24 protein-coding genes and 2 pseudogenes are annotated in these 23,396 nt (G+C 73.4%); 9 read left to right on the forward strand and 17 right to left on the reverse strand.

Annotation, left to right across the window (positions count from 1 at the left end; all coding sequences use genetic code 11):
- The 8 genes from ACQEUR_RS06980 to ACQEUR_RS07015 all read right to left on the reverse strand — a co-directional run bounded on the left by ACQEUR_RS06980 (position 1) and on the right by ACQEUR_RS07015 (position 7,220).
- Complete coding sequence (locus ACQEUR_RS06980) at positions 1-414, reverse strand: DUF485 domain-containing protein (RefSeq protein WP_433027102.1); 414 nt, start codon at positions 412-414, stop codon at positions 1-3.
- A 119-nt stretch (positions 415-533) separates the two neighbouring features.
- Positions 534-1,106: a permease-like cell division protein FtsX gene (locus ACQEUR_RS06985; RefSeq protein WP_433027105.1), complete on the reverse strand. Its 573-nt coding sequence runs from the start codon at positions 1,104-1,106 to the stop codon at positions 534-536.
- Between the two features lie 51 nt (positions 1,107-1,157).
- Positions 1,158-1,730, reverse strand: a complete 573-nt coding sequence (locus ACQEUR_RS06990; RefSeq protein WP_433027108.1) for a permease-like cell division protein FtsX — start codon at positions 1,728-1,730, stop codon at positions 1,158-1,160.
- A gap of 55 nt (positions 1,731-1,785) precedes the next feature.
- Entirely contained in the window at positions 1,786-2,451 is a 666-nt protein-coding gene (locus ACQEUR_RS06995; RefSeq protein WP_433027111.1) for a histone deacetylase, read from the reverse strand.
- A gap of 14 nt (positions 2,452-2,465) precedes the next feature.
- Positions 2,466-3,221 (reverse strand): LytR/AlgR family response regulator transcription factor, encoded by a 756-nt coding sequence (locus ACQEUR_RS07000; protein ID WP_433027113.1) that lies wholly within the window; start codon positions 3,219-3,221, stop codon positions 2,466-2,468.
- 16 nt (positions 3,222-3,237) lie between these two features.
- Entirely contained in the window at positions 3,238-4,464 is a 1,227-nt protein-coding gene (locus ACQEUR_RS07005; RefSeq protein ID WP_433027116.1) for a sensor histidine kinase, read from the reverse strand.
- A 56-nt stretch (positions 4,465-4,520) separates the two neighbouring features.
- Positions 4,521-6,032, reverse strand: coding sequence for a sugar transferase (locus ACQEUR_RS07010; protein ID WP_433027780.1), 1,512 nt, complete (start codon positions 6,030-6,032; stop codon positions 4,521-4,523).
- Between the two features lie 321 nt (positions 6,033-6,353).
- A complete protein-coding gene (locus tag ACQEUR_RS07015; protein WP_433027119.1) occupies positions 6,354-7,220 on the reverse strand; it encodes an Fpg/Nei family DNA glycosylase in 867 nt (288 codons plus the stop codon).
- A 40-nt stretch (positions 7,221-7,260) separates the two neighbouring features.
- Here ACQEUR_RS07015 and ACQEUR_RS07020 point away from each other — a divergent pair.
- A pseudogene (locus ACQEUR_RS07020) lies at positions 7,261-8,490 on the forward strand (glycosyltransferase family 4 protein); the annotation flags it as partial.
- A 123-nt stretch (positions 8,491-8,613) separates the two neighbouring features.
- On the opposite strand, the gene ACQEUR_RS07025 reads toward ACQEUR_RS07020, so the two are convergent.
- The 5 genes from ACQEUR_RS07025 to ACQEUR_RS07045 all read right to left on the reverse strand — a co-directional run bounded on the left by ACQEUR_RS07025 (position 8,614) and on the right by ACQEUR_RS07045 (position 12,533).
- Complete coding sequence (locus ACQEUR_RS07025) at positions 8,614-9,348, reverse strand: CDP-alcohol phosphatidyltransferase family protein (protein ID WP_433027122.1); 735 nt, start codon at positions 9,346-9,348, stop codon at positions 8,614-8,616.
- Positions 9,323-10,390 carry an iron-containing alcohol dehydrogenase family protein gene (locus ACQEUR_RS07030; RefSeq protein ID WP_433027125.1) on the reverse strand — a complete coding sequence of 356 codons (1,068 nt, stop codon included), beginning with the start codon at positions 10,388-10,390 and terminating at the stop codon, positions 9,323-9,325. Before ACQEUR_RS07030 ends, ACQEUR_RS07025 begins: the two co-directional genes overlap by 26 nt.
- Positions 10,378-11,109: a sugar phosphate nucleotidyltransferase gene (locus ACQEUR_RS07035; RefSeq protein WP_433027128.1), complete on the reverse strand. Its 732-nt coding sequence runs from the start codon at positions 11,107-11,109 to the stop codon at positions 10,378-10,380. The genes ACQEUR_RS07030 and ACQEUR_RS07035 overlap by 13 nt, the downstream gene beginning before the upstream one ends.
- 144 nt (positions 11,110-11,253) lie before the next feature.
- Positions 11,254-12,087, reverse strand: coding sequence for a hypothetical protein (locus tag ACQEUR_RS07040; RefSeq protein ID WP_433027131.1), 834 nt, complete (start codon positions 12,085-12,087; stop codon positions 11,254-11,256).
- Complete coding sequence (locus ACQEUR_RS07045) at positions 12,084-12,533, reverse strand: NUDIX hydrolase (RefSeq protein WP_433027134.1); 450 nt, start codon at positions 12,531-12,533, stop codon at positions 12,084-12,086. The genes ACQEUR_RS07040 and ACQEUR_RS07045 overlap by 4 nt, the downstream gene beginning before the upstream one ends.
- A 115-nt stretch (positions 12,534-12,648) precedes the next feature.
- Between ACQEUR_RS07045 and ACQEUR_RS07050 the strand changes: the two genes are divergently transcribed.
- The 3 genes from ACQEUR_RS07050 to corA all read left to right on the forward strand — a co-directional run bounded on the left by ACQEUR_RS07050 (position 12,649) and on the right by corA (position 15,760).
- Complete coding sequence (locus ACQEUR_RS07050) at positions 12,649-13,041, forward strand: CBS domain-containing protein (protein ID WP_433027137.1); 393 nt, start codon at positions 12,649-12,651, stop codon at positions 13,039-13,041.
- Between the two features lie 97 nt (positions 13,042-13,138).
- Complete coding sequence (locus tag ACQEUR_RS07055; RefSeq protein ID WP_433027140.1) at positions 13,139-14,233, forward strand: PLP-dependent aminotransferase family protein; 1,095 nt, start codon at positions 13,139-13,141, stop codon at positions 14,231-14,233.
- Positions 14,234-14,608: 375 nt separating this feature from the next.
- Positions 14,609-15,760 (forward strand): magnesium/cobalt transporter CorA, encoded by a 1,152-nt coding sequence (corA, locus tag ACQEUR_RS07060; RefSeq protein WP_433027143.1) that lies wholly within the window; start codon positions 14,609-14,611, stop codon positions 15,758-15,760.
- 105 nt (positions 15,761-15,865) lie between these two features.
- Here corA and ACQEUR_RS07065 read toward each other — a convergent pair whose 3' ends face one another.
- Positions 15,866-16,447, reverse strand: coding sequence for a hypothetical protein (locus ACQEUR_RS07065; protein ID WP_433027146.1), 582 nt, complete (start codon positions 16,445-16,447; stop codon positions 15,866-15,868).
- A gap of 304 nt (positions 16,448-16,751) precedes the next feature.
- Here ACQEUR_RS07065 and ACQEUR_RS07070 point away from each other — a divergent pair, with 304 nt between their 5' ends.
- Together ACQEUR_RS07070 and ACQEUR_RS07075 are read left to right on the forward strand one after the other, a co-directional pair.
- The gene (locus ACQEUR_RS07070) at positions 16,752-17,282 is read left to right on the forward strand and encodes a peptidylprolyl isomerase (RefSeq protein ID WP_433027149.1); all 531 of its coding nucleotides are present in this window, start codon (positions 16,752-16,754) and stop codon (positions 17,280-17,282) included.
- 107 nt (positions 17,283-17,389) lie between these two features.
- Entirely contained in the window at positions 17,390-18,304 is a 915-nt protein-coding gene (locus tag ACQEUR_RS07075; protein ID WP_433027152.1) for a rhomboid family intramembrane serine protease, read from the forward strand.
- A gap of 76 nt (positions 18,305-18,380) precedes the next feature.
- Here ACQEUR_RS07075 and ACQEUR_RS07080 read toward each other — a convergent pair whose 3' ends face one another.
- A complete protein-coding gene (locus tag ACQEUR_RS07080; RefSeq protein WP_433027155.1) occupies positions 18,381-18,773 on the reverse strand; it encodes a PH domain-containing protein in 393 nt (130 codons plus the stop codon).
- 246 nt (positions 18,774-19,019) lie between these two features.
- Between ACQEUR_RS07080 and ACQEUR_RS07085 the strand changes: the two genes are divergently transcribed.
- The 3 genes and pseudogenes from ACQEUR_RS07085 to ACQEUR_RS07095 all read left to right on the forward strand — a co-directional run bounded on the left by ACQEUR_RS07085 (position 19,020) and on the right by ACQEUR_RS07095 (position 21,750).
- Positions 19,020-20,219, forward strand: a complete 1,200-nt coding sequence (locus ACQEUR_RS07085) for a thiolase family protein (RefSeq protein WP_433027158.1) — start codon at positions 19,020-19,022, stop codon at positions 20,217-20,219.
- A gap of 59 nt (positions 20,220-20,278) precedes the next feature.
- Positions 20,279-20,761, forward strand: a pseudogene (locus tag ACQEUR_RS07090) (hypothetical protein); the annotation flags it as partial.
- Positions 20,762-21,045: 284 nt separating this feature from the next.
- Complete coding sequence (locus tag ACQEUR_RS07095; protein ID WP_433027161.1) at positions 21,046-21,750, forward strand: glycosyltransferase family 2 protein; 705 nt, start codon at positions 21,046-21,048, stop codon at positions 21,748-21,750.
- On the opposite strand, the gene ACQEUR_RS07100 is transcribed toward ACQEUR_RS07095, so the two are convergent.
- Positions 21,731-22,630 carry a transketolase family protein gene (locus ACQEUR_RS07100; RefSeq protein ID WP_433027164.1) on the reverse strand — a complete coding sequence of 300 codons (900 nt, stop codon included), beginning with the start codon at positions 22,628-22,630 and terminating at the stop codon, positions 21,731-21,733. The genes ACQEUR_RS07095 and ACQEUR_RS07100 overlap by 20 nt on opposite strands.
- 7 nt (positions 22,631-22,637) lie before the next feature.
- Positions 22,638-23,372, reverse strand: coding sequence for a transketolase (locus ACQEUR_RS07105; protein ID WP_433027167.1), 735 nt, complete (start codon positions 23,370-23,372; stop codon positions 22,638-22,640).
- Between the last annotated feature and the right edge of the window lie 24 nt (positions 23,373-23,396).

Here is a 23,396-nt window from a genome sequence, read left to right on the forward strand (position 1 = left end):
TCAGCGCTCCGGCCGCTGGACCAGGTCGGTGAAGTCCTGCTCGTTGCGCTCCGCCAGGTGCACGTACGCCCAGCCGACGGCGAGCAGGAACGGGAACGCGGCCACCCCCAGCAGCAGCCACGGCAGGTTCACCCCGAACAGTTTGACCGCGCCGACCTCGGGGGCGATCGCGAAGAGCAGCGGCAGGCCGCCCAGGCCGATCGCGACCACCAGGGACAGCCGCAGCGCCAGGGCGAGCTGGGCCCGGACCAGCCCCCGCACCAGGGCCTCGCCGACCTGGGTCTGCTGGGCCAGTTCGGCCCGGGTCCGGTCGGCGCGGCTGTGCTGCCGGGCCACCTCCGCCAGCACCACCCGGGTCCGTCGCGGCCTGCCCGGCGGACCCGGATCGGGCTGCGGATCGACGGGTGCGGTCACCCCGGCAGTCTCGCCCGCTCCGGAGGAATGTCAAGTGGCCGGCGGGACCCGGAAGCGCTCCCGGTCGAGCGTACGGGGTTGTGCACAGCCTGTGGAAAACTGCCGAGCCCTGTGGATAACTACCCGCACGCCAGGAAGAGGAGGTTGGGGTGGTCCTCGGTGGCCGGCCGGACGACGGTGACCAGGCGAACCCCGGGCATCCGCGTCACCGGGGTCACCCGGGCGCAGTCGAACACCTTCGCGGTGGTCTCGACCCGCAACGACGCGGGCCGGTTACCGGGCTCGGCGTCCGGGACCAGGTTCGGTTCGTCCGCGTACTCCTCCCTGAGCCGCTGCCACGTCCGCTCCGGGTCCTCCGCCCGGACCCGGTCCGCCGGGTACCGGGCCGACAGCGCCGACTCCACCGCCCGCTTCTGCTCGGCGGTGACGTCGTCGGCCAGGAACACCGTCACGACGTAGCGGTCCCCCGCCTGCCAGACCCGCTGGGCGACGAGGATCCCGGTGGCGGTCGCCGCCCCGACGAGCATCGCCACCACGGCCACGGCGACGGCCACCGGCACGATCCAGGACGGCCAGCGGCCCGGCCGGCCGGCACCGGCGGGCGGCGGAACCGTGGGTGGCGGAACCGTGGGCGGCGGTACCGTGGGCGGCGCGACGGCGGGCGTCGGCGATCGGGGTGGCAGGTCGGACATGGGCTCCACTCTCCATCGGTCCGCGCCGGCGCGCGGTACCGCCGCTCGGAACTACGGGCACCCCAGGAGGTCCGCGTCGGGAAGCCCGCCGGCGGCGAGCTGCCGAACCCGGATCTGATCCACCCCCGGCAGCCGCTCCACCGGCGCCAGGCCCGCACAGTCGAACACCCGTCCGCCGCTGCGCACGAGGAACGACTCCGGCAGGTCGTCCGGCCGGACCCGGTCGAGCAGTTCCGGATCGTCCTTGAACACCTCCCGGAACCTCTCCCAGGTCTCGGCGCGGCTCTCCAACCGGACCCCGTCGGCCGGGTAGCGCGCGGTCAGCGCCGCCTCCACCGCCGCCTTCTGCTCGGCGGTGGCGTCCATGGTCAGGGTCACCCGGGTCTCGTACCGCTGCTGGGGCCTCGGCGGTCCGTCCGGCGCGAACGCCAGGACGACCGCGGTGGCGGCGCCCGCCCCGACGAGCATCGCCAGCACGGCGACGGCCGCCAGCAGGATCCAGGGCCGCCACGCCGCGGACCGGTCCGCGGCGCCGGGCGGCGGAACCGCGGGCGCCGGCGGAACCGTGGACGGCGGGCCCATCGTCGGCGGGCCCATCGCCGGCCGGGGTGGCAGGTCGGACATGGCGACCAGTGTGCACCGATCCACGCCGGCCCGCGACACCCGGCGACACCGACGCTCAGGTCGGCCCGGGCCGCACGGGCTGTCCGGGCTGGGCACCGGCCGCCGAGGCGGCGATCCGGCGGAGCTGCGCCGGACGCCACCGCCCCGCCACACCGGGGCGTACCCGCAGGTAGTCCGCGATCCGGGCGGCGTCCCAGCCGTGGCTCTCCCGCAGGCCGGCGGCGAGCATTCCCAGGTACGCCGGGGCCGGGCGGTTCCACCGCACCTCGTACGCCCGCCACGGGGCGGTGAAGGTCAGCATCGGATACCCGTCGAGTTCGCCGACCCGCAGCACGGTCTCGTACCGGCCCGGCCCGAGCCGGGTGCGGCCCCGCCGGACCAGCTCGGCGAGGTCGAGGTCCGTCCCCGGTGGCCGGTACATCTCCTGGGCGGCGACGTCGGCGAACTGCCCCGCGCCGAGCAGGTAGGCCCGGGCCGCCGCCTCGCCGGGCAGCTCCGGGTCGTAGAACGCCATGCCGCCGGTCCAGGCCCGGGACTCCAGCGCGAAGTAGATCCCGCCGGTCAGCATCACCGGCGCCGAGGCGCGGGGCGGGCGGCGGTCGCGGCAACCGGGATAGCCGCGCAGGGCGCCGGGCGGGCTGCCGCCGCCGAGATAGCAGCCGAGCCGGCCGGCGCAGAGGTTGGTGCCGTACGCGACGTACCAGATGTGTCGGAGGTCCACCGGCGCCGTCCCGGTCAGCGGTTCCAGTCCTGCTTCGCGGCGCGTACCAGCTTGTCCTTCAGCTCCCGGGTGTGCCGTCGGCTGACCGGCAGCTCGGTGTCGTCGATCACCACGACATAGCCGGAGTTGGCCACCCGCAGCTCGGCGATGAGCCGGAGCTGCACCAGGTAGGACCGGTGGATCCGGACGAATCCCGCGTCGGCCCACCGGTCGGCGAGGGTGGCCAGCGGCACCCGGACCAGGTGCGAACCGTCCGCGGTGTGCAGCCGCGCGTAGTCGCCCTGCGCCTCGACCCAGCGCACCGCCGAGCGGGGCAGCATCCGGGTGGTGCCGGCCAGCTCCACCGGGATCGTCGGGTCGGCCGTCGAGCGGGCGACCGCCGCCGGGTGGGTCGGCACCACCCGGGCGCCCACCACCCGGCGCAGCGACTCGGCCAGCCGTTCGGCGCGTACCGGCTTGCGGACGTAGTCGGTGGCGCCCAGGTCGAACGCGTCGACCGCGCCGTCGTCGTACGCGGTGACGAAGACGATCGCGGGCGGCCGGGCGAACCGGCGCAGCACCCGGGCCAGCTCCATGCCGTCCAGGCCCGGCATCCGGATGTCGAGGAAGACCACGTCCACGTCGGCGTCGCGGAGCACCCGCAGCGCCTCGGTCGCGTCGCCCGCCGTGTGCAGCCGGGCCACCCGGGGATCGGCCCGCAGATGGTACGCCAGCTCGTCGAGCGCCGGAGGTTCGTCGTCGACGGCCAGCACCCGCAGGAAACCACTCATGCGGCCACCCTCCCAGTCACCCGCGTCGTGCGCTCGCCCGCACCGCACGGTGGAACTTCGGCACCCGCATGCTCACCTTCGTACCCGATCCGAGGGCCGTCTCGACGACCAGGCCGAACTGGTCGCCGAAGACCGCGCGCAGCCGCTCGTCCACGTTGGAGAGCCCGACGTGCTGGCCGGAGTCCTCGCCCGCGTCGACGGCGACCTCGGAGAGGCCGGCCGCCAGCACCGCCGGGTCCATCCCCACCCCGTCGTCCTCGACCGTGATGTGGCATTCCGCGCCGGCGTCCCGGGCCTCGATGCAGACCGTGCCGATGCCGGGCTTGCGGGACAGCCCGTGCCGTACGGCGTTCTCCACCAGCGGTTGCAGGCAGAGGAACGGCAGGCTGACCGGCAGCACCTCGGGGGCGATCTGGAGGCGCACCTGCAACCGGTCCCCGAACCGGGCCCGCTCGATGGTGAGGTAGCGGTCGATCGACCGCAGCTCCTCGGCGAGCGTGGTGAACTCGCCGTGCGCCCGGAACGAGTAGCGGGTGAACTCGGCGAACTCCAGGAGCAACTCCCGGGCCCGCTCCGGGTCGGTCCGGACGAACGAGCCGATCGCGGTCAGCGCGTTGTAGATGAAGTGCGGGCTGATCTGGGCCCGCAGGGCGCGTACCTCGGCCCGGGCCAGCCGCTCCCGGGACGAGTCGAGCTCGGCCAGCGCGAGCTGGGCGCCGGCCCAGTGCGCGGTCTCCAGGGCGGCCTGCACCAGCCCGGGTGCGGGCTGGTCGTCGGCGATGGCCACCAGTGCCGCCCCGGCCCGCCCGTCCGGGCCGGTCAGCGGCGCGATCACGGCGCCCCGGACCGGGCAGTCCACCCGGTCGCAGCGCAGCTCCGACTCGCCGAGCACCGCCGAGCGCCGGGACTCGATCGTCGACACGGCGGCGGCGAGGAGCTGCGCGGAGTGGTGTCCGCCCCGCCCGTCGATCGCCAGCAGCCGCTCGCGGTCGGCCAGGGCCAGCCCGGCGGAGCCGACCAGCGCGCGCAGGTGCCGGACCGCCTTCGCCGCACCGGCGGCGGTGAGCCCGGCGCGCAGCGGCTCGGCGGCCAGCCCGGCGGTGTGCAGCACGTCGTAGGTGGCCCGCTGGGTGGCGGTGGCGATGCCCCGGCGCGCCCGCAGCCGTACGACCGCGAAGAGCGCGGCAACCAGCGCACTGACCAGAGCCAGGACGGCGAACACGGCGGAGAGGTTCGGCCCCACCCGATGATCCTGGCGGTTGCCGCCCCGTTCGCCAAGCTCGCCCGGCCCCGACCGGGTCAGTACGCGCCCTTGCGGGCCAGTACGACCCCGATGGTGCGCCACAGGATGGCCAGGTCGTACGCCAGCGACCAGTTGTCGACGTAGTAGAGGTCCAGCCGGACGGCCTCGTCCCAGGAGAGGTCGGAGCGGCCCGAGACCTGCCACAGCCCGGTGATGCCGGGACGCACCAGCAGCCGGCGCCGGACGTCGCCGAGGAAGTCGCCGTCGTCGGCGGGGAGCGGGCGGGGGCCGACCAGGGACATCTCGCCCCAGAGCACGTTGATCAGCTGGGGCAGCTCGTCCAGCGAGCTGGCCCGCAGGAAGCGGCCGGCGGGGAAGACCCGGGGATCTTCCTTGATCTTGAACAGCATGCCGTCGGTCTCGTTCTGGTCCACCAGGCTGGCGAGGCGCTGCTCGGCGTCGACGTACATGGTCCGGAACTTCCAGACCCGGAACGTACGCCCCTCGTGCCCGACCCGGGGCTGCCGGAAGAAGACCGGCCCGGGGTCGGAGATCCGGATGGTGACAGCGATCACCATGAAGAGCGGGGCGAGCAGCAGCAGCCCGAATCCGGCGGCCAGCCGGTCCAGCAGGTTCTTGGCCAGCAGCGCGGGGCCGGAGAGCGTCGGCTCCTCGACGTGCAGCAGCGGCAGGCCCTCGATCGGCCGGATGTGCACCCGGGGACCGGCGATGTCGGTGAGCTGCGGGGCGACGATCAGGTCGACGCCGGAGCCCTCCAGCTGCCAGGCCAGCCGGCGCAGCTCGCCGGGCTCGGTGCTGGCCGAGCCGCAGACCGCGATGGTGTCGGCGCCGACCTCCCGGACCAGGGACATCACGTCCCGGCCGGCGTACACCGGGATGGGGGTGTCGATACCGCGCGCGGCGGCGTAGCCGTCGGTGAGGTGGATGGCGATCGGGATGAGCCCCGCGGCCGGGCTCCGGCTGACCGCCGTGTAGACCTCCAGCGTCTCCGGCAGGGTGCCGACCAGCATCATCCGCTGCGCGGCCTGGCCGACCCGCCGCCGGATCGTGTGCAGCACCAGCCGGGCGAGGTAGCGGCCGAGCAGGATCAGCACCATCGCGCCGATCAGCGCGGTCGCCACGGCCTTCCGGGACAGGTCGGTCTTGGTGGCGAAGGCGAGGAACGAGACGCCGGCCGCCACTGCCACCGACGCCCGGCCGGCCCGCTTGAACTCGTCGGTGCCGAGGCCCAGGTAGCGCCGGTCGTAGGAGCCGGTCCCCCAGAGGAAGATCAGCCAGCCCAGCGGGAGGAGCAGGTAGGCGACGATGTGGAACCAGGTCGCGTTGTCCTCGGTGACCCGGAAACCCGCCCGGGCCTGCTCGAACTGGGAGATGGAGATCCAGCTCGCCAGCACCGCCGCCCCGAAGTCGAGCACCAGCAGCAGCGCGATGTAGGGCCGGTGCCAGCGGGAGGCGCGGCGCCGCGCCCGCGCCCACGCGGAGCGGGGCACGCCGTTGGTCGGCGACGACGCCGGCGGCTGGATCTCGAAGCTGTCGACGTGCCGCAAGGCGTCGGGCCGGCCTGTGCCGCCTACCGGGCGCTGGAGGCTTGTCGTCACCTCACCCACGTCCTCCCGCATGACACGTGCCGCCCAGTCGCCGTAAGGGCTCGGGTCGCCCACCGTCCCAGTCTCTCTTATGCAGGCCCCACCGGGACGCCGACCCGAGGGACAGTACGTCGCCCGCCCCGCCAGCGATGCGAGCCGGGCCAACCGGAGCGGAGTCGCAGACCGGGCCACTATACCGATGGTTACCGGCGAGGGTAGGTCCCGGCGGTGGTCGATTCATCGCCCGGTGGGCGTTTTCCGGTTGATCGCCGGCCCGCCGGGTCAGCGGACGAGCCGGGAGAGCCGGCGGTCGGCGAGCGGCTTCCCGCCGGTCTGACAGGTCGGACAGTACTGGAGGCTCGAATCGGCGAACGACACCTCCCGGATGGTGTCCCCGCAGACCGGACAGGGCAGCCCGGTCCGGGCGTGCACCCGCAGACCGGCACGCTTCTCCCCCTTCAGCTCCGCCGCGCGCTGGCCCATCGACCGCTCGACCGCGTCCCCCAGCACCTGCCGGGTCGCCTCGTGCAGGGCAGCCAGCTGCTCGTCGGAGAGCCGGTTGGTGAGCGCGAACGGGGAGACCTTCGCCACGTGCAGGATCTCGTCCGAGTACGCGTTGCCGACCCCGGCCAGCACCTCCTGGTCGGTCAGCACCCCCTTCACCTGCCCGCGCCGCGCGCGCAGCCGCTCGGCGAAGGTGGACAGGTCGGCGGCGAGCGCGTCCGGCCCGAGCCGGCCCACCCCGGGCACCAGCGCCGGGTCGGTCACCAGGTACGCCGCCAGCTTCTTCTGCGTACCGGCCTCGGTCAGGTCGAAACCGGACCCGTCGTCGAGGCGTACCCGCAGCGCGATGGGGCCTTTGCCCGGCTTGACCGGGGTGCTGGCGGGGAACGACTCCCGGTAGTGCAGCCAGCCGGCCCGGGCCAGGTGCACCACCAGGTGCAGGTCGGGCTGCCCGGCCAGCCGTACGTCGAGGAACTTGCCGTGCCGTCCGGCGTCCGCGACGGTCCGCCCGCCCGCGGCCGACGGCGGCGGGTCGTACGTCTTCAGGGCGCTGATCGCGGCGACCTCGATCCGGTCGACGCGGCGGCCGACCGCGCGCTCGCGCAGGTAGCCGGCGAGCGCCTCCACCTCCGGTAACTCTGGCACGAGGTAAACGGTAGCGTTCAATCCCGCGGGCGCGACACCTCGCGCTCACAGGGTGTTTCACGGCGGAGGGGAAACTGGCGTGCGGGTGGTCGTGGCGCACAACCGCTACCGGGAGGCCCAGCCCTCCGGCGAGAACACCATCGTCGACCAGGAGATCGGGCAGTTGCGGGCGGCCGGGGTGGAGGTGGTCCCCTTCCTGCGCAGTTCCGACGAGATCGCCGGGTTGCCGGTGACGGCGAAGGCGCTGCTGCCGATCTCGCCGATCTACGCGCCGCGGGCCCAGCAGGAGTTGGGCCGGCTGCTCACCGAGCACCGGCCGGACGTGCTGCACCTGCACAACCCGTACCCGCTGCTCTCGCCCTGGGTGGTGCGGACCGCGCACCGGCACGGCGTGCCGGTGGTGCAGACGGTGCACAACTACCGGCAGGTCTGCTCCTCCGGGCTCTACTTCCGGGACGGGCAGATCTGCCAGGACTGCCGTGGGCGGGCGCTCGGGGTCCCGGCGATCGTGCACCGCTGCTACCGGGGCTCCCGGGCGCAGAGCGCGCTGATGGCGACGACCCTGGCGGTGCACCGCCCGACCTGGCGCTCGGTGGACCGCTACGTCGCGCTCACCTCGGGGATCGCCGACCACCTGCGGGACTACGGCATCCCGGCGGACCGGATCGTGGTCAAGCCGAACGCCATTCCCGACCCGGGGCCGCCGGCGCCGCTCGGCGACGGGTTCCTCTTCTTCGGCCGGCTCTCCCCGGAGAAGGGGCTCGGCCTGCTGCTGGACGCCTGGCGGCGGCACCCGGAGGGTTCCCTCGGGCCGCTGCGCATCGCCGGCGACGGTGAGCTGCGCGGGCTCGCCGAGAGCGCCGCCGCCGAGCGGGCCGACGTGGAGTTCCTCGGCCCGCTGGACCGGGCCGGGGTGTCGGCGGCGCTGCGGGCCACCGCCGTGGTGCTCGCCGTACCGACCTGGCACGACGTGCTCCCCACCGTGGTGATCGAGGCGCTGGCCGCCGGCCGGCCGGTGCTGGGCACCGCGCTGGGCGGGATCCCGTACCTGGTCGGGGTGGACGAGCCGACCGGTCCGGCCGGCTGGCTCGTGCCGGCGGCTCCCGGCGCGCTCGCCGCCGCCCTGCCGACCGCGCGCTCCACCGCCGCGGCCACCTCGTTGCTCGCCCGGTCCCGCTACGAGCGCACCTTCCACCCCGACGTGGTCACCCGGCGACTCCTCGACATCTACGCCGGCCTCGCCGCCCCCACCCCCACAAGATCCGCCTGATCAGGGAGTCCTTCCGGCGTGTCGTCGGCGCGCCGGGGGTTCCACTCCCTGATCACCGCGATCAAGCCGGCCACCGGCCCGGAGCGGGCCGGCCGGCGGGAGCGGGGCGGGCGGAGCGGGCGGTCAGCGTAGGGAGGCGCGGGCGGAGAAGGCCACGCTGGCGAGCAGGAAACCGCCGTTGACCAGCGTGAACGCCACTATCAGCCAGGTGCTCCAGTCCGGTACGAGCGTCAGCACCAGCCCGGCCACGAAGATCACCGCACCGTAGTCCCGGATCAGCTTGACCAGCCGTACCGGCAGCGAGGTCGAGGTGACCATGCTGGCCGCGTTCGGCCCGGCCTGCATCACCGAGGTCACCAGGTTGACCATCCAGGTGCCGGCGAACGCCGCGATCAACCAGATCGGGGTGCCGGGCCGCTGCGCCACCGCCGTCGCCGACAGGGCGGTCACCAGGGCGATCTGGGCCGCCACGTCGCAGAGCACGTCCACCCGGGCACCGGCCGGGCTGCCCTGCGCGGTCACCCGGGCGAGCTGCCCGTCCGCGCAGTCCAGGGCGTACGCCACCTGCCAGCCGACCAGCGCGACCAGCCCGACCACCCAGGCCGGTACGGACCCGGCGGCGACCCGGTCGGCCAGCACCACCACGGTTGCCGAGGCCGCCAGCCCGAGCAGCAGGTTGGCGATGGTCAACGCGGTCGGCGGGAGCCCCAGCCGGTACGCGGCCAGGGCCATGCCGGCGCCGAGGCGCTGGCTGACCGCCTCGCTGAACAGCCCACCGCCCCGGTTGACCCGGTAGAAGTCGGCGGCGGTGGGCGAGGGCGACACGGACAGGTCAGCCGAGGTGTTCACGAAGTGCATCGACGTAGTTTGCCAGCCGTTCACCAAATGCCTCCGGCGGCAGGTCGAGATGTTCGAGAATCGTGTACCGGTCCGGCCGGGTCTGCGGCGCGTACGCCACCGCCGCCACGAACTGCTCGTCGGTCAGGCCGAGGTCGGCCGGGGTGGTCGGCAGGCCGTGCCGGTGCAGGCAGGACGCGATCTGCCCGAACCGCTCCAGGTCCCCCCGCAGGTACGTGCAGAAGAGCGCGCCGAGGCCGACCTGTTCGCCGTGCGAGCCGGTGCCCGGGTTCAGGTGGTCGATCGCGTGCGAGATCTCGTGGCAGCCGCCGCTGGCCGGGCGGCTCGACCCGCAGACCGACATGGCGAGCCCGCCGAGGATCAGCGCCTCGGCGAGGGCGGTCAGGAAGCCGTCGTCGGTGAACTTGCCCGGGTGGTTGACCAGCGCCTCCGCGCCGGTGCGGGCGAGCGTCACGGCCAGCCCGTCGATCGGCTCGTCCCGTACCCGGTGGGCGAGTTCCCAGTCGGCGACCGCGCTGAGGTTGCTCACCGCGTCGCCGATCCCGGCCTGGGTCTGCCGGTCCGGACCGTTCTCCACGAAGTCCAGGTCGACCACGATGGCGATCGGGATGTGTACGCCGTACGAGCCCTTCCCGCCGTCGTGGTCCAGGGAGGCGACCGGGGAGGCGATGCCGTCGTTGGCCAGGCTGGTCGCCACGCTCACCATCGGGATGGCGTACCGGGAGGCGGCGTACTTGGCGGTGTCGATGGTCCGGCCGCCGCCGATCCCGACCACCGCGTCGTACGAGCGGCGCCGCAGGCCCTCGCCGAGTTCCTGGGCGGCGTCCAGGCTGCCGCCGGTCACCGTGAACACGTCGGCGTTGCCGAGGCCGGGCCGGATCAGCTCGGCGATCCGCTCGCCCTGCCCGGGGCCGACCACCACGGCCACGTGGCCGCCGGCCGAGATGCGGCGGTCGGCGAGCAGCGGCCCGAGGTCCGCGATGGCGCCGCGGCGCACGTCGATGGCGAGCGGGGTGTTGACCGTACGGGCTAGTAGTGGCATGCGATCTCCCGGGCGCGGGCCAGGTCGGCGTGGTTGTCGACCTCGACCCAGGAGAGGTCGCCGATCGGGGCGGCCCGCACCTCGCCACCGCGCTCGGCGAACTCCTGGTAGCCGTCCTCGTAGTAGAGGCCGGGGTCGCGCCGCCAGGTCGCCTCCAGGGCGTCGGCCAGCTCCGCCGCGACGTGCGGCTCGATCAGCGTGGCGCCGATGTACTCGCCGTACGCCTGCGCCGGGTCCATCAGCTTGGTGATCCGGGTCAACTGGCCGGCGGCGTCGAAGGTGGTCTTCATCTCCTCGTCTGCGAGCTTCTTCACCGTGTCGACGGCGAGCAGGACGCCGGGGCCACGCCGGGCGAGCAGGGTCCGCTCCACGTCCACCGGGTGCACGGTGTCGCCGTTGACCAGCAGCGCCCCCTGGGCGAAGTGGTCCCGGGCCAGCCAGAGCGAGTACGCGTTGTTCCACTCCTCGGCCCGGTCGTTGTGTACCAGGGTGAGCTTCACGCCGTACCGCTCCTGGAGGGCGGGCACCCGCTCCTCGACCGCGCCGGCCGCGTAGCCGACCACCACGGTGACGTCGGTCAGCCCCACCTCGGCCAGGTTCCGCAGCGCGATGTCGAGGATCGTCGTCTCGCCGTCGACCGGGATGAGCGCCTTCGGCAGCGTGTCCGTGTACGGGCGCAGCCTCCGCCCGGCTCCCGCCGCCAGCACCATTCCGATCATTCCGTCGACCCTTCCTCGCGACCACCGCTATCGCAGGGAGGATAGCGCCGGGTGACGGAAGTCCGAATTCCCGCCGAACATCCCGACAACCCAGGGTCGACGAAACCCCCTGACCGGGGCCCGCTTCCGCTGCCGGCGGACGCCTCAGCCGGGCAGCGCGGCGAGGTCGGCGAGGAGGCCGAGCCGCTGGGCCGGGTCGAGCGCGGCGTAGGGCCCGGCGGAGCGCCGATCGGTCTCCAGCTCGATCGCGAGCCGCTCCGGGCCGGGCGCCAGCTCGGCGATGCTCCGGGCGGTGTGCCCGGCGGCCAGCCACGCCGCGGCGTGCGCGTCCGCCCGGTGGTACCGCAGCGTGCCGAGCCGGTTGAGCAGCAGCACCCCCGGCGGCGTCCCGTCCGGCTCGTACGGCGGGGCCGTCGCGCCGAACGCCTCGCCGGCCCCGCCGGCCGCCCCGCCCGACGCCTCGGTGCCGTTCGGCTCGGCGAGCGCGGCGGCCAGCAGCCGGCCGAGGGTGCCGACCAGCCGGTGCACCCGTTCCGGGTGGTCGACCCAGAGCCGCCGGGTCACCCAGCCGTGCAGCTCGTACAGCTCGGTGAGGAAGGTGCGGCCCCGCTCGGTGGCGAGGACGGCGCCGTCGTCGCGTCGGTGGATCATGCCGTAGGCGACCTGTTTGTCCAGGATGCGCTGGCACTCGACCGGATCCCGGTAGCGGGTGACGGCGGCCAGGCCCGCCCGGCTCACGACGCCGCCCGGGGCCGCCAGGCGGGTCCGGAACTCCACCAGGAAGCCGGTCGCGGCGCTGCCGCCGTACCGCTGGACCAGCTCGGCGCCGCCGCGTTCCCGGCAGGTGCCCATGGTGGCCAGGAAGAGCCGGTCGACGGCCGGCCAGGTCACCGCGGCGGCCTGGTGCGGTGCCAGGGGTACGGGGTCCTGCCCGAGCCGGTCGGGTGCGCCGCCCACCGGTTGGTCGACCTCGGTCACAGGCCGATCAGCCGCAGCGCCGCGAAGCCGTCCTCGGCGATCCGCCGGATCAGCCCGTCGTCGACCTTCCGGCCCTCGTCGAGCACCGTCGTCTCGTCCTCGGTGAGCCACCGGAACTCGGTGTGCCGGCCCGCCTCCAGCCGGGGCCGGGACAGGTCGCCGTCGACCCGGACCAGGAAGTCCGTCTCGATCCGGGTCAGGCCGTCGTCGCCGGTCCAGGTGTATTCGCCGACCTGGCCGAGCACCACGGAGACGGTCCAGCCGGTCTCCTCGGTCACCTCCCGGCGCAGCGCCTCCTCGACGGTCTCGCCCGCCTCGACGTGTCCTCCGACGATGTCCCAGGCGTTGGGAAAGAGTCTCCGGTCGGGGGACCGGCGCTGGAAAAAGATCCGGCTCTCGTCGTCGACGACGAGGGCACCGGCGCAGCGTAGGGGCTCTGTGGACACCGAACGAGCGTAGCCATCGAATGGCCCCCGGCGACATCGCCGGTCTTGTACTTCCCGGCCGGGGCGTCCAGTCTGTCCATAACCGGTACCGCCCGTCCCGAAGGTGTGATGTGTGATGCGGGTACGCGAAGCGATGTCCAGCGAGGTCCTTGTGGTCGGCCCGGAGCACACGCTCCGGCAGGCGGCCCAGATGATGGCCGACCGGAACGTCGGGTCGGCGGTGGTGGTCGATCCCGAGTCCGAGGGGATCGGCATCATGACCGAACGGGACCTGCTCAGGGCGGTCGGCACCGGACTCGACGTGGACGTCGAACGGACCGCGGCGCACCTGACCTGGGACGTGGTCTACGCCGGGCCGGACTGGACGGTGGACGAGGCGGCCGCCGCGATGGCCCGGGGCGGCTTCCGGCACCTGGTGGTGCTGGAGGAGAGCGAGGTGCTCGGGGTGATCTCCGTCCGGGACATCGTCCGGATCTGGGCCGGCCGTCCGGCGGTGGCGCCGATCTGACGGCTCCGCGGCGCGCGACCGCCGCTGGGCTGCTCAGGATGCGGACATTGTCGTGCCTGCGCCACGGGCGCCGGAGCCGCCCGTACGCTGGGTAGTCATGACTGTCGAGCAGCTGATCTCCTTCGCCCGTGGGGCGCCGTCGCTGGACATCGTCGATGTCGACGGGCTCAAGGCCGCCGCCGTCCGTGCCTTCGACGCGGACCCCGCCGGCATCACCGGGTACGGGACGTCCGTCGGATACCCGCCCCTGCGGAAGTGGATCGCCGACAAGCACCGCGTCGAGGTCGACCAGGTCCTGGTCACCAACGGGTCGCTCCAGGCCGACGCGTTCCTCTTCGACCACCTGGTGCAGCCGGGCGACGCGGTGGTGGTGGAGCGGCCGACGTACGACCGGACGCTGCTCAACCTTCAGCGCAAGGGGAGCGAGCTGCACGCGGTGACGATCCAGCCGGACGGGATCGACACCGAGGAGCTGGGCAAGCTGCTGGAGTCGGGGGTACGCCCGAAGCTGGCGCACATCATCCCCAACTACCAGAACCCGGCCGGGGTGACCCTGTCCCTGGAGAAGCGCCGCGCCCTGCTCGACCTCGCCACCGAGTACCGCTTCACGATCTTCGAGGACGACCCGTACGCGGACGTGCGGTTCCGGGGTGAGCCGCTGCCCTCGATGCTCTCCCTGGACGGGGAGGGCACCGTGGTCCACGCCTCCAGCTTCACCAAGACCGTCTGCCCCGGGGTCCGGGTGGGCTATCTGGTCGGACCGGCCGACCTGATCGCCGACATCGCGAAGCAGGCGACCAACCTCTACATCTCGCCGGGCCTGGTGGCGCAGGCGATCGTGCACCAGTTCTGCGTCTCCGGCGACATCGACAGGTCGATCCGTACGGTCAGCGCGGCCCTGGGTGAGCGGGCCGCCGCGCTGGGCGCCGCGCTGCGGCGCCACATTCCCGAGGCCCGGTTCACCGAGCCGAACGGCGGCTACTTCCTCTGGGTCGAGCTGCCGCAGAACGTCCGGGTGGACCGGCTGGCCCCGGCGGCCGCCGAGCGTGGCGTGACCGTGGTGAAGGGGAGCGATTTCCTGGTCGAGGGCGGTCAGCACTCGCTGCGGCTGGCGTACTCGGCGGTGACGGTGGACCAGATCGAGGAGGGCGTACGCCGTCTCGCCGAGGCGGTGCGGGCCGTCCGGGAGTAGCCGACGGGGTCCGGCGGCTGCGTCAAGTTGTGTCGGATAGCCGACAATACGCGTTAGTAACCGGTCCGGGGTTCCCTCCGGACCGGTAAGCACCCCACAATGCTGCGAGCGCCACTCGCGCCAGGGCGATCACCACCGCAGGTCGGTCGACCGGCGGAGAACTCCGTGCGCGGCTGGCGCCGCAGACAACACCCCCCGCCCCCAACGGCGCCGGGTGGGCCGTTCGCTCCTTACCCCCCGACGCGGACGGTCCACCCGGCGCCACTTTTCCGCCCCTGGGACGGGCGCTGTGACCGCCGACGCACCGAGCCCGGCCGCCCGGCGGCGTAGCCTGCAAGCCGCACCCGGAGCGCGGGCGGGGAGGAGGCGGCGGCCATGACGGATCGTGTCGATCGGGAGCAGGAGCACCCGAGGGGCGACGGACGCGGACGTACCCGGTCGCGGAGCTGGCCCGCGCCGGTACGCGCGGTGACCCGGATGCTCAGCGTCGAGATCAACCAGCCGCGCTCCCCGGACGGTGACGGGCGCCACCACGAGGGCGTGGTCGACTGCGGCCTCTACGTGGACGGGGTACGCCAGAGCGGTGATCTCCGTCACGCCGAGGCGCTGGCGGCGGCCCGGAAGCAGGGCGCCTTCGTCTGGTTGGGCCTGCACGAACCCAGCGCCGAGGAGATGGCCGGGATCGCCGAGACGTACGAGCTGCACGAGCTGGCCGTCGAGGACGCGGTCAAGGCGCAGCAGCGACCCAAGCTGGAGCGGTTCGGCGACGTCAGTTTCCTGGTCCTGCGCACCGCCCGGTACGTGCCGCACGGCGAGCTGACCGAGAACTCCGAGGTGGTCGAGACCGGTCAGGTGATGCTCTTCATCGGTCCGAACTTCGTGGTCAGCGTGCGGCACGGGGACGCCTGCCGGCTCGCCCCGGTCCGCTCCGACCTGGAGGCTCGCCGCGAGCTGTTGGAGCAGGGGCCCTGGGCGGTGGCGTACGCGGTCATGGACCGGGTCGTCGACCTCTACCTGGAGGTGGCCGAGCAGGTCGGCGAGGACCTCGACGCCCTGGAGAGCGAGGTCTTCGGCCGGCAGACGAGCGGACGGGTCCAGCGGATCTACCAGATGAAGCGGGAACTGGTCGAGTTCAAGCGCGCGGTGGTGCCGCTGCAACGGCCGCTGATGACGCTGACGACCCAGGCGAACCGCGAGGTGCCGAAGGAGATCCGCCGGTACTTCCGCGACGTGCAGGACCACCTGGCCCGTACGGTCGAGCAGGTCAGCTCGTACGACGACCTGCTGAACTCCATCCTCCAGGCGCGGCTGGCCCAGGTGACCGTCGAGCAGAACAACGACATGCGCAAGATCGCCGCCTGGGCCGGTATCGCCGCCGTGTGGACGGCGATCGCGGGCATCTACGGGATGAACTTCCAGTACATGCCGGAGACCCAGTGGAAGTACGGCTATCCGGTGGTGCTGGCCCTGATGCTGGCGATCTCGCTCGCGTTCTACCGCTGGTTCCGGCGCAACGGCTGGCTCTGACCGCCCCGGCCGCGTGCCCCGGCCCGACGCCGCGGTGCCCCGGTCCGGCGCCGGGGGGACCGGCCGGCGCCGCTGCGGCGCGGCCGGTCAGCCCGTCCGGCGTGCTCAGCCGCCGCTGTTCGGGGACGAGCCGGCGGCGCTGCCGAGCAGCCCGTCCTGGTCGGTGTGCTTGGTCGTGGCCTTCCGGGCACCCTCGGTGATCGAGGTGGTGGTCGATGCCAGCTTCTCGCCGGCCGCCGCCGCCCGGTTCTTCACCCGCTCGACCGGAGACGACTTCGGCGATCCCGGCTCGGGCGTCGCCCCGTCGGCGGAACCGCCCATGATCGCGGCCGCGTCGTCGCGTACCGCGTCCAGGGTGGCCGCCGGGTCGTACTCGTCCCAGGGCTGTTGCTCCCGGCGGCGCATCGCGGCCGCCCCCACGACCGCGGCGACGGCGCCGGCCACCAGCAGCCCGGTCAGGATCGGCCAGCGCCGACCCACCCTCGAGTTCTTCTTCCGCATCGCCCTCATCCTCTTCGAGTTTGCCTTGCGGGCCACCGAGCCGGCCTGACGGGCACCGTCCGTCGCCGCGACGGCCAGCGGCGCGAGCGCCGTCAGCGTCGACTCCCAGCCGTCCGAGGCCGTCCTGCGCACCCTGGTCGCGGTCGGCCCCACGTACTCGCGGGCGACGTACACCCGCGGCCCCACCGTCGCGCCCATACCGGACGCCGCATGGGTCGCCGCACGCATCAGATGATCGAGACTTTCGCCCAGCTCGGCCCTGACGAGTTGCCTGTGGGATGAGCGCCCCCCGAAACCGAACACCGGTCCCCACCTCCTTGGTGTTGTTCCTTCGCCATCCTGCACCCTCCGGTGCGCCCGCACTGGCAGAACGGGCACATGGGAGGATCCGCGTGGAACCACCGACAGTGCCGGCCCGTGCCATCTGGCCGGCGGACGTCCCGCCGGCCGGTACGACACGACCGGCGAACAAGACGAGCAAGGAGTACCCGTGGCCGAGGCTGCCTACGCGATCCTGCACACCAACGCCGGTCCGATCCGGCTGGAACTCTTCCCCAACCACGCGCCGAAGACCGTCCGCAACTTCGTGGAGCTCGCCGAGGGCACCCGCGAGTACACCGACCCGCGCACCGGTCAGCCGGGGAGCGGGCCGTACTACGACGGCACCATCTCGCACCGGGTGATCAGCGGCTTCATGATCCAGCTGGGTGACCCGACCGGCACCGGGCGGGGCGGCCCGGGCTACCAGTTCGGCGACGAGTTCCACCCCGAGCTGCGCTTCGACCGGCCGTACCTGCTGGCGATGGCGAACGCCGGACCGGGCACCAACGGCTCGCAGTTCTTCATCACCGTGGCCCCGACGCCGCACCTCAACAACCGGCACACGATCTTCGGCCAGGTGGCCGACGAGGCGTCGGCGAAGGTCGTCGACGCGATCGCCGGCACCGCGACCAACGCCCAGGACCGGCCGCTGCAGGACGTCGTCATCGAGCGCGTCGAGATCGAGCGCAAGGACGGCTGACGTCGATTCCCGGGTACCGTTGCCGCCATGAGCGAGCGCGGAGAGCGAATCAGCGGGCTCAGTGCGTGGGTGTCCCATGACGGTACGCGGCGGCGCGGAGCGACGGCATGAGCGAGTCCCCGCCGACGACCCCGGTCTGTTACCGGCACCCCTCCCGGGAGACCTACGTCCGGTGCACCCGATGTGAGCGGCCGATCTGTCCCGACTGCATGCGCGAGGCGTCGGTCGGGCACCAGTGCCCGGAGTGCGTGGCCGAGGGCCGGCGCACCCAGCGGCCGGCCCGCACCGTCTTCGGTGGCGGTGCGGCCGGCCGTCACGGGTACGTGACCAAGACCCTGCTCGGGTTGAACGTCCTGCTGATGCTCCTCTCCATCCTGTCCGACCGGGGCGGGGACTCCGCGGTCGGCGGCACGGGCTTCGGGGGGCTGCTCGGCGGGCCCACCCCACTCACCGAGTGGGGCTCGGTGGTGGGCCTGTTCCCGCTGCCGTTCCCGGCCGACCACGGCGTGGCGGCCGGTGAGTACTACCGCCTGATCACCGCGATGTTCCTGCACTACGGGCTGCTGCACCTGGCCATGAACATGTGGGCGCTCTGGGTGCTGGGCCGTTCCCTGGAGGCGACCCTCGGTCCGCTGCGTTTCCTGGGCCTCTACCTGGTCGCCGGCCTGGGCGGCAACGTGGCCGCGTACCTGTTCAGCCTGCCGAACCAGATGACCGCGGGCGCCTCGACAGCGATCTTCGGGCTCTTCGCCGCGCTCTTCGTGATCATGCGCAAACTGGGCCGGGACACCTCGGCCGTCATCCCGATCCTGGTGATCAACCTGGTCTTCACCTTCACGGTGTCGAACATCTCGGTCGCCGGTCACCTCGGTGGGCTGGCGCTCGGTGCGGTGATGGCACTGGTGCTGGCGTACGCCCCCCGGGCACGGCGCACGCTGTTCCAGTTCGGCGGCGGCGCGGTGATCGTGGTGGCGCTGCTCGGGCTGACCCTGCTCCGTACGGCGACCCTGGTCGTCCTCTGACCGTCCCCGGCCGGCGGCGGGCACCCCGTCCCGCCGCCGCGCGACACCCGGGGACAGCCCCCGGGTGGGCCGGCGGTCAGTCGGCCGGAGTCGCCGGGCGGACGGCGTGCAGCGCTTCGGCGACCTCGGCCGGGGGCGCGTCCAGGTCGTAGCGGCCGAGAAGATGCAGCGAGGACCCGGTGTCGATCTCCAGGGTCTCGGTGCGGAGTCCCAGCCGGGGCCGGGTGTCGACGGTGATCCGTTCGATCTCCGTCCACGGGATGCGGCGCCGTCCCGCGTACCCGCTGACCACGGTGATGCCGTCGGCGTCGGCGCAGAGGCGTACCGGCGCCAGCAGGTCCCGCGCGGCCCAGCCGAGCAACCCGACGGCGGCCAGTACCCCGATGCCGAGCCGGACCGGATCGCCGTCGGCGAAGAACGCGCCGAGCGCGACGAACAGCACCGCGCCGACCAGCTTCAGGGCGGGCACGCCCAGGCTGACCCGCCAGCGCGCCGGCGCAGCGCCAGGGCCGGGACGCGCGGGGCCGGGACGCCCGGGGTCGGGATGCGCGGGGCGGGGACGCGCCGGCTCGGGACGCGGGGGCTCGGGACGGGCGGGGTCGGGATGCACGGGTTCCAGGATGCCAGCCGGCGGGAGGCCTCAGCGACGGTTGTCGACGCACGACGTACGATCGGAGCAGTCGAAGTTACCGGCGGGTAGTCACCGGGAGTGGATATGACGGACGCGGTCATCGTCGGCGCGGTACGGACCCCGGTCGGTCGCCGCCGGGGCGGGCTGGCGGGGGTGCACCCGGTCGACCTCTCGGCCCGGGTGCTGCGGGCCCTCGCCGAGCGCACCGGCCTGGACCCGGGCGAGGTCGACGACGTGGTGTGGGGCTGCGTGTCCCAGGTCGGTGAGCAGGCGTGGAACGTCGGGCGCAACGCCGTACTCGCGGCGGGCTGGCCCGAGTCGGTCCCCGGCACCACCCTGGACCGGCAGTGCGGGTCGAGCCAGCAGGCGCTGCACTTCGCCGCGGCGGTGGTCCGCTCCGGCCAGGCCGACCTGGTGGTCGCCGGCGGCGTCGAGTCGATGAGCCGGGTGCCGATGGGCAGCAGCGCGCGGCTCACGGCCGGCGACGGGACGCCCGGCACCGGGCTGCCGTACGGCGGGCAGGTCCGCGACCGCTACCGGGGCCGGCCCGGGTTCACCGCGGACGACGCGGTGCCGTTCAGCCAGGGCGTCGGCGCCGAGATGATCGCCCAGCGGTGGCGGATGAGCCGCACCCAGCTCGACGAGTACGCGCTGGCCAGCCACCAGAAGGCCGCCGCGGCGCAGGACTCCGGCGCGTTCGGGCCGGAGATCGTGCCGGTCGCGGTGCCCGACGGCGGCAAGGTCTCCGCCGACGAGGGGATCCGCCGGGACACCACCCTGGCCCGGCTGGCCGACCTGCCGACCCCGTTCCGCGCCGACGGGATGGTCACCGCCGGCTCCGCCTCGCAGATCTCCGACGGCGCCGCGGCGCTCGCGGTGACCACATCGGAGTGGGCCCGCCGGCGCGGACTGCGTCCGCTGGCCCGGATCCACACCGCGGTGGTCGCCGCCGACGACCCGGTGATCATGCTGACCGCACCGATCCCGGCCACCGCGAAGGCGCTGCGCCGAGCGGGGCTGGGCATTGAGGAGATCGGGGTGTACGAGGTCAACGAGGCCTTCGCCCCGGTGCCGCTGGCCTGGCTCGCCGAGACCGAGGCCGATCCGGCCCGGCTCAACCCCCGGGGCGGCGCGATCGCCCTGGGTCATCCGCTCGGCGGCTCCGGCGCGCGGATCATGACGACGATGCTCCAGCACATGCGGGACAACGGCATCCGGTACGGCCTCCAGACCATGTGCGAGGGCGGCGGAATGGCCAACGCAACCATCGTGGAACTTCTATAAACTCATTTTCATCCATGCCCCCGCCATGTCACACCGGGTGGCGTCTCGTTGATATCGGCATGGATGTGTTCTTCCGAACGTTCCTGCCGGCCGCCGCGGAGACCGGCGTCGCCAGCCCGACCGTGAGTCTGCACCTGCCGGTGCTGCGCAGCTGCGTACCGGCCGGTGACCCGACGGTCCTGGTCACCCGGTGCGCCCGGGCCGAACAGCCGCTGCAGGTCCGGTACCTGCTGCTGATGACGCGGCGGCGCCTCGTGGTGACCCAGCACTCCCGGCTGCTGCACCGGCTCCGGCTGCACCTCAACGCCGAACTGCGGCACCTGAACAACGTCACCTGGAACCCCGACCCGCGCCGCTCCCTGGTCGAACTGGCCGCGACCGCCGTCGACGGGGTACGGGAACGCTTCGTGATCCGGGTCGACCGGCCGAGCCAGCTCTGGCAGCTCGACGCGCTCTTCGGCCACGCCTTCCGGCCCCGGGTGACGGCGGTACCGCGCCTGGCGGCCGGGGCCCGGGTGACCGAGCCGCGCTCGACCCCGGGCACCTCCCGCACCGGGCCGGTCCCGGTCGGCGCTGCCGCCGCCCGGGTGGCGCCGGTCGCCGGCAACCCGTCCCCGCTCGCCCGGCCCGCCCCGACCGGCGGTAGGTCGGTGCCGGCTCCGGGCCGTACCCCGAGGTTGAACCCGGCGGTCGCGGCCTGAGATCCGGCGGTGGCGCCGGGGCGACGAAGGGGAGCTGAGCTGGGCCACGCTGGATGCCAGCGAGGCGGGACCCGCCGATCAGGCTAGGCTAGTGGCGATTTGTCGTCGGCACCGTGGAGATTTGCGTGAAGCTCTCGATCCTCATGCCGGTCTACAACGAGGAAGAACGCATCGCGGACGCCCTCAAGCAGGCCCTCGCGGTGGACTATCCGTGTGAGGTCGAGCTCGTGGTGGTCGACGACGGCAGCCGCGATGGTACCGGAGAGATCCTCGGTCGGGCCGACGACACCCGGCTCCGGGTGATCACCCATCCCCGCAACGCGGGCAAGGGCGCGGCGATCCGGACGGCGGTCGACAGCGCCGACGGTGAATACATGGTCATCCTCGACGCCGACCTGGAGTACGACCCGCAGGACATCCCGAAACTGCTCGACCCGGTGCTCGACGGCCGGGCGACGGTGGTCTACGGCAACCGCACCTTCGGCAGCCACAGCGCCTACAGCTTCTGGTACGTGATCGGCAACAAGGCCGTCACCACCGCCGCCAACGTGCTGTTCAACTCCTACATCGGTGACCTGGAGACCTGCTTCAAGCTGATGCCGGTCGCGCTCTACCGTTCGCTAGACGTCCGCTCGCGCGGCTTCGGCATGGAGGCGGAGGTGACCGGCAAGCTGCTCCGGCGCCGCATCCGCCCGTACGAGGTGCCGATCAGCTACCGCGCCCGGGGCCGCGACGAGGGCAAGAAGATCACCTGGAAGGACGGGGTCGAGGCGCTCTGGATCCTCGGCCGCGAGCGCACCCGCCGCCAGCTCAGCCGAGGAAGCCGCTGATCGACCGGCGCAGCCCCGCCGCGTCCAGCCCGTGCCACCGGGCATGGTCCGCCGGGTCGCCGTAGCGCCGCAGGTCCGTGCGGCCCACGCCGAGGGCCAGCAGCCGATGCGGTACGTCGGCCAGCGCCCGGCTGAGCAGCGCACTGGACGTACCGGCCAGGTAGGGCTCGACGAGCACCACCGTCGGGGCGACGCCCACACCGGCCGGCGCGACCAGTTCCCGCAGCCCGGCGATGTCGAACGGACGCGGCGTGTGGGTGTACGCCACCGTCACGTCCAGCCCGGCGATGGCGTGCAGCACCGGGTTCAGCATCGGCCCGACCGCCACCACCAGCGGGGCGACCGGGCTGCCCCGGTGCACCACCACCAGCCGACCGGCGCCCGGCCGGGGCAGGTCGTTGACTCCGGTGGAGAGCCGCAGGTAGACCGGATCGTCGTGGTTCACCGCGGCGCGCAGCAGGCCGGGCACCTCGGCCGGGTGGCCCGGCACGTGCACGGTCCAGCCGGTGAGGGTGTCCAGCAGGGCCACGTCGCCCGGGGACATGTGGGTACGCCCCATCCGCGACCCGTCGTACGAGGCGCCGACGCTGACCAGCACCGCGCCCACGCCCTGGTGGTCCAGGTCCAGCTTGATCTGCTCGTACGCCCGGTCGACGACGAAGGTGGCGTACGAGTGGACGATCGGGCGCAGGCCGGTCAGCGCCAGGCCACCGGCGACCCCGATCATCAGTTGTTCCCGGATTCCGACGTTGAGCACCCGGTCGGGGTGCCGGCGGGCGGCGGGGACGAAGCTGCTGGCCGAGATGTCGGCGAGCACGACCGCCGTACGCGGGTCGTCGTCCAGTAGCGCGTTCGCGGTGTCGATGAAGGTTTCCCGCATCTCCGGCTCACTCCTTGGTTTCGACGACGGCGACCACGACGTGCGGCCGGTCCGGGCGGTGGTCGGTCAGCGCGGTGTGCAACGCCTGGTGGTCGCGGCCGTCGACGGTGGCCGCGGTCCAACCGTTGACGGTGAACCGGCTGGCGATGCCGCCCGGCCAACCGTGGCTGGCCGACCGGTTGTCGATCACGATGGCGGTCAGGTTGGCCAACCCGGTCGCGCCCGCGTAGGCGATCGCCTCGTGGTTCGAGCCCTCGTCCAGTTCGGCGTCGCCGAGCAGGACGTACACCCGGGGTTGGTCCAGGCCCTGGGCCCGCAGCCCGAGCGCGGTGCCGACGCCCAGCCCGAGGCCGTGGCCGAGTGAGCCGGAACCGATCTCCACCCCGGGTACGAGCAGCCGGTCGGGGTGGTGCCCGAGCCGGCTCTCCGGGCCGGCGAGGTCGTCCAGCCACTCGTGCGGAACGAATCCCTTGGCCGCGAGTACCGCGTAGTAGGCGGCCGGGCCGTGCCCCTTGGAGAGCAGGAAGCGGTCCCGGTCGGGACTGTCGGGCGCGTCGGGCGAGACCCGCAGCACCCGGTCGTAGAGGACCCAGAGCACGTCGAGGGTGGAGTGCGCGCTGGGCGCGTGTTTCTCGTCGCCGGTCAGCCGGCGCAGCAGCGGCCCGAGTCGCGCCGGATCGTCCGGCTGCGCTGTCCCGGCCGCCTGTCCGGCGCGGGCCGGGGTGGTCGTTGTCGTCGTCATGCCCCTACCCTGCAACCTGAAGCG

It is taken from the genome of Plantactinospora sp. CA-290183 (assembly GCF_050936375.1).
In the GTDB taxonomy this organism is placed as follows: domain Bacteria; phylum Actinomycetota; class Actinomycetes; order Mycobacteriales; family Micromonosporaceae; genus Plantactinospora.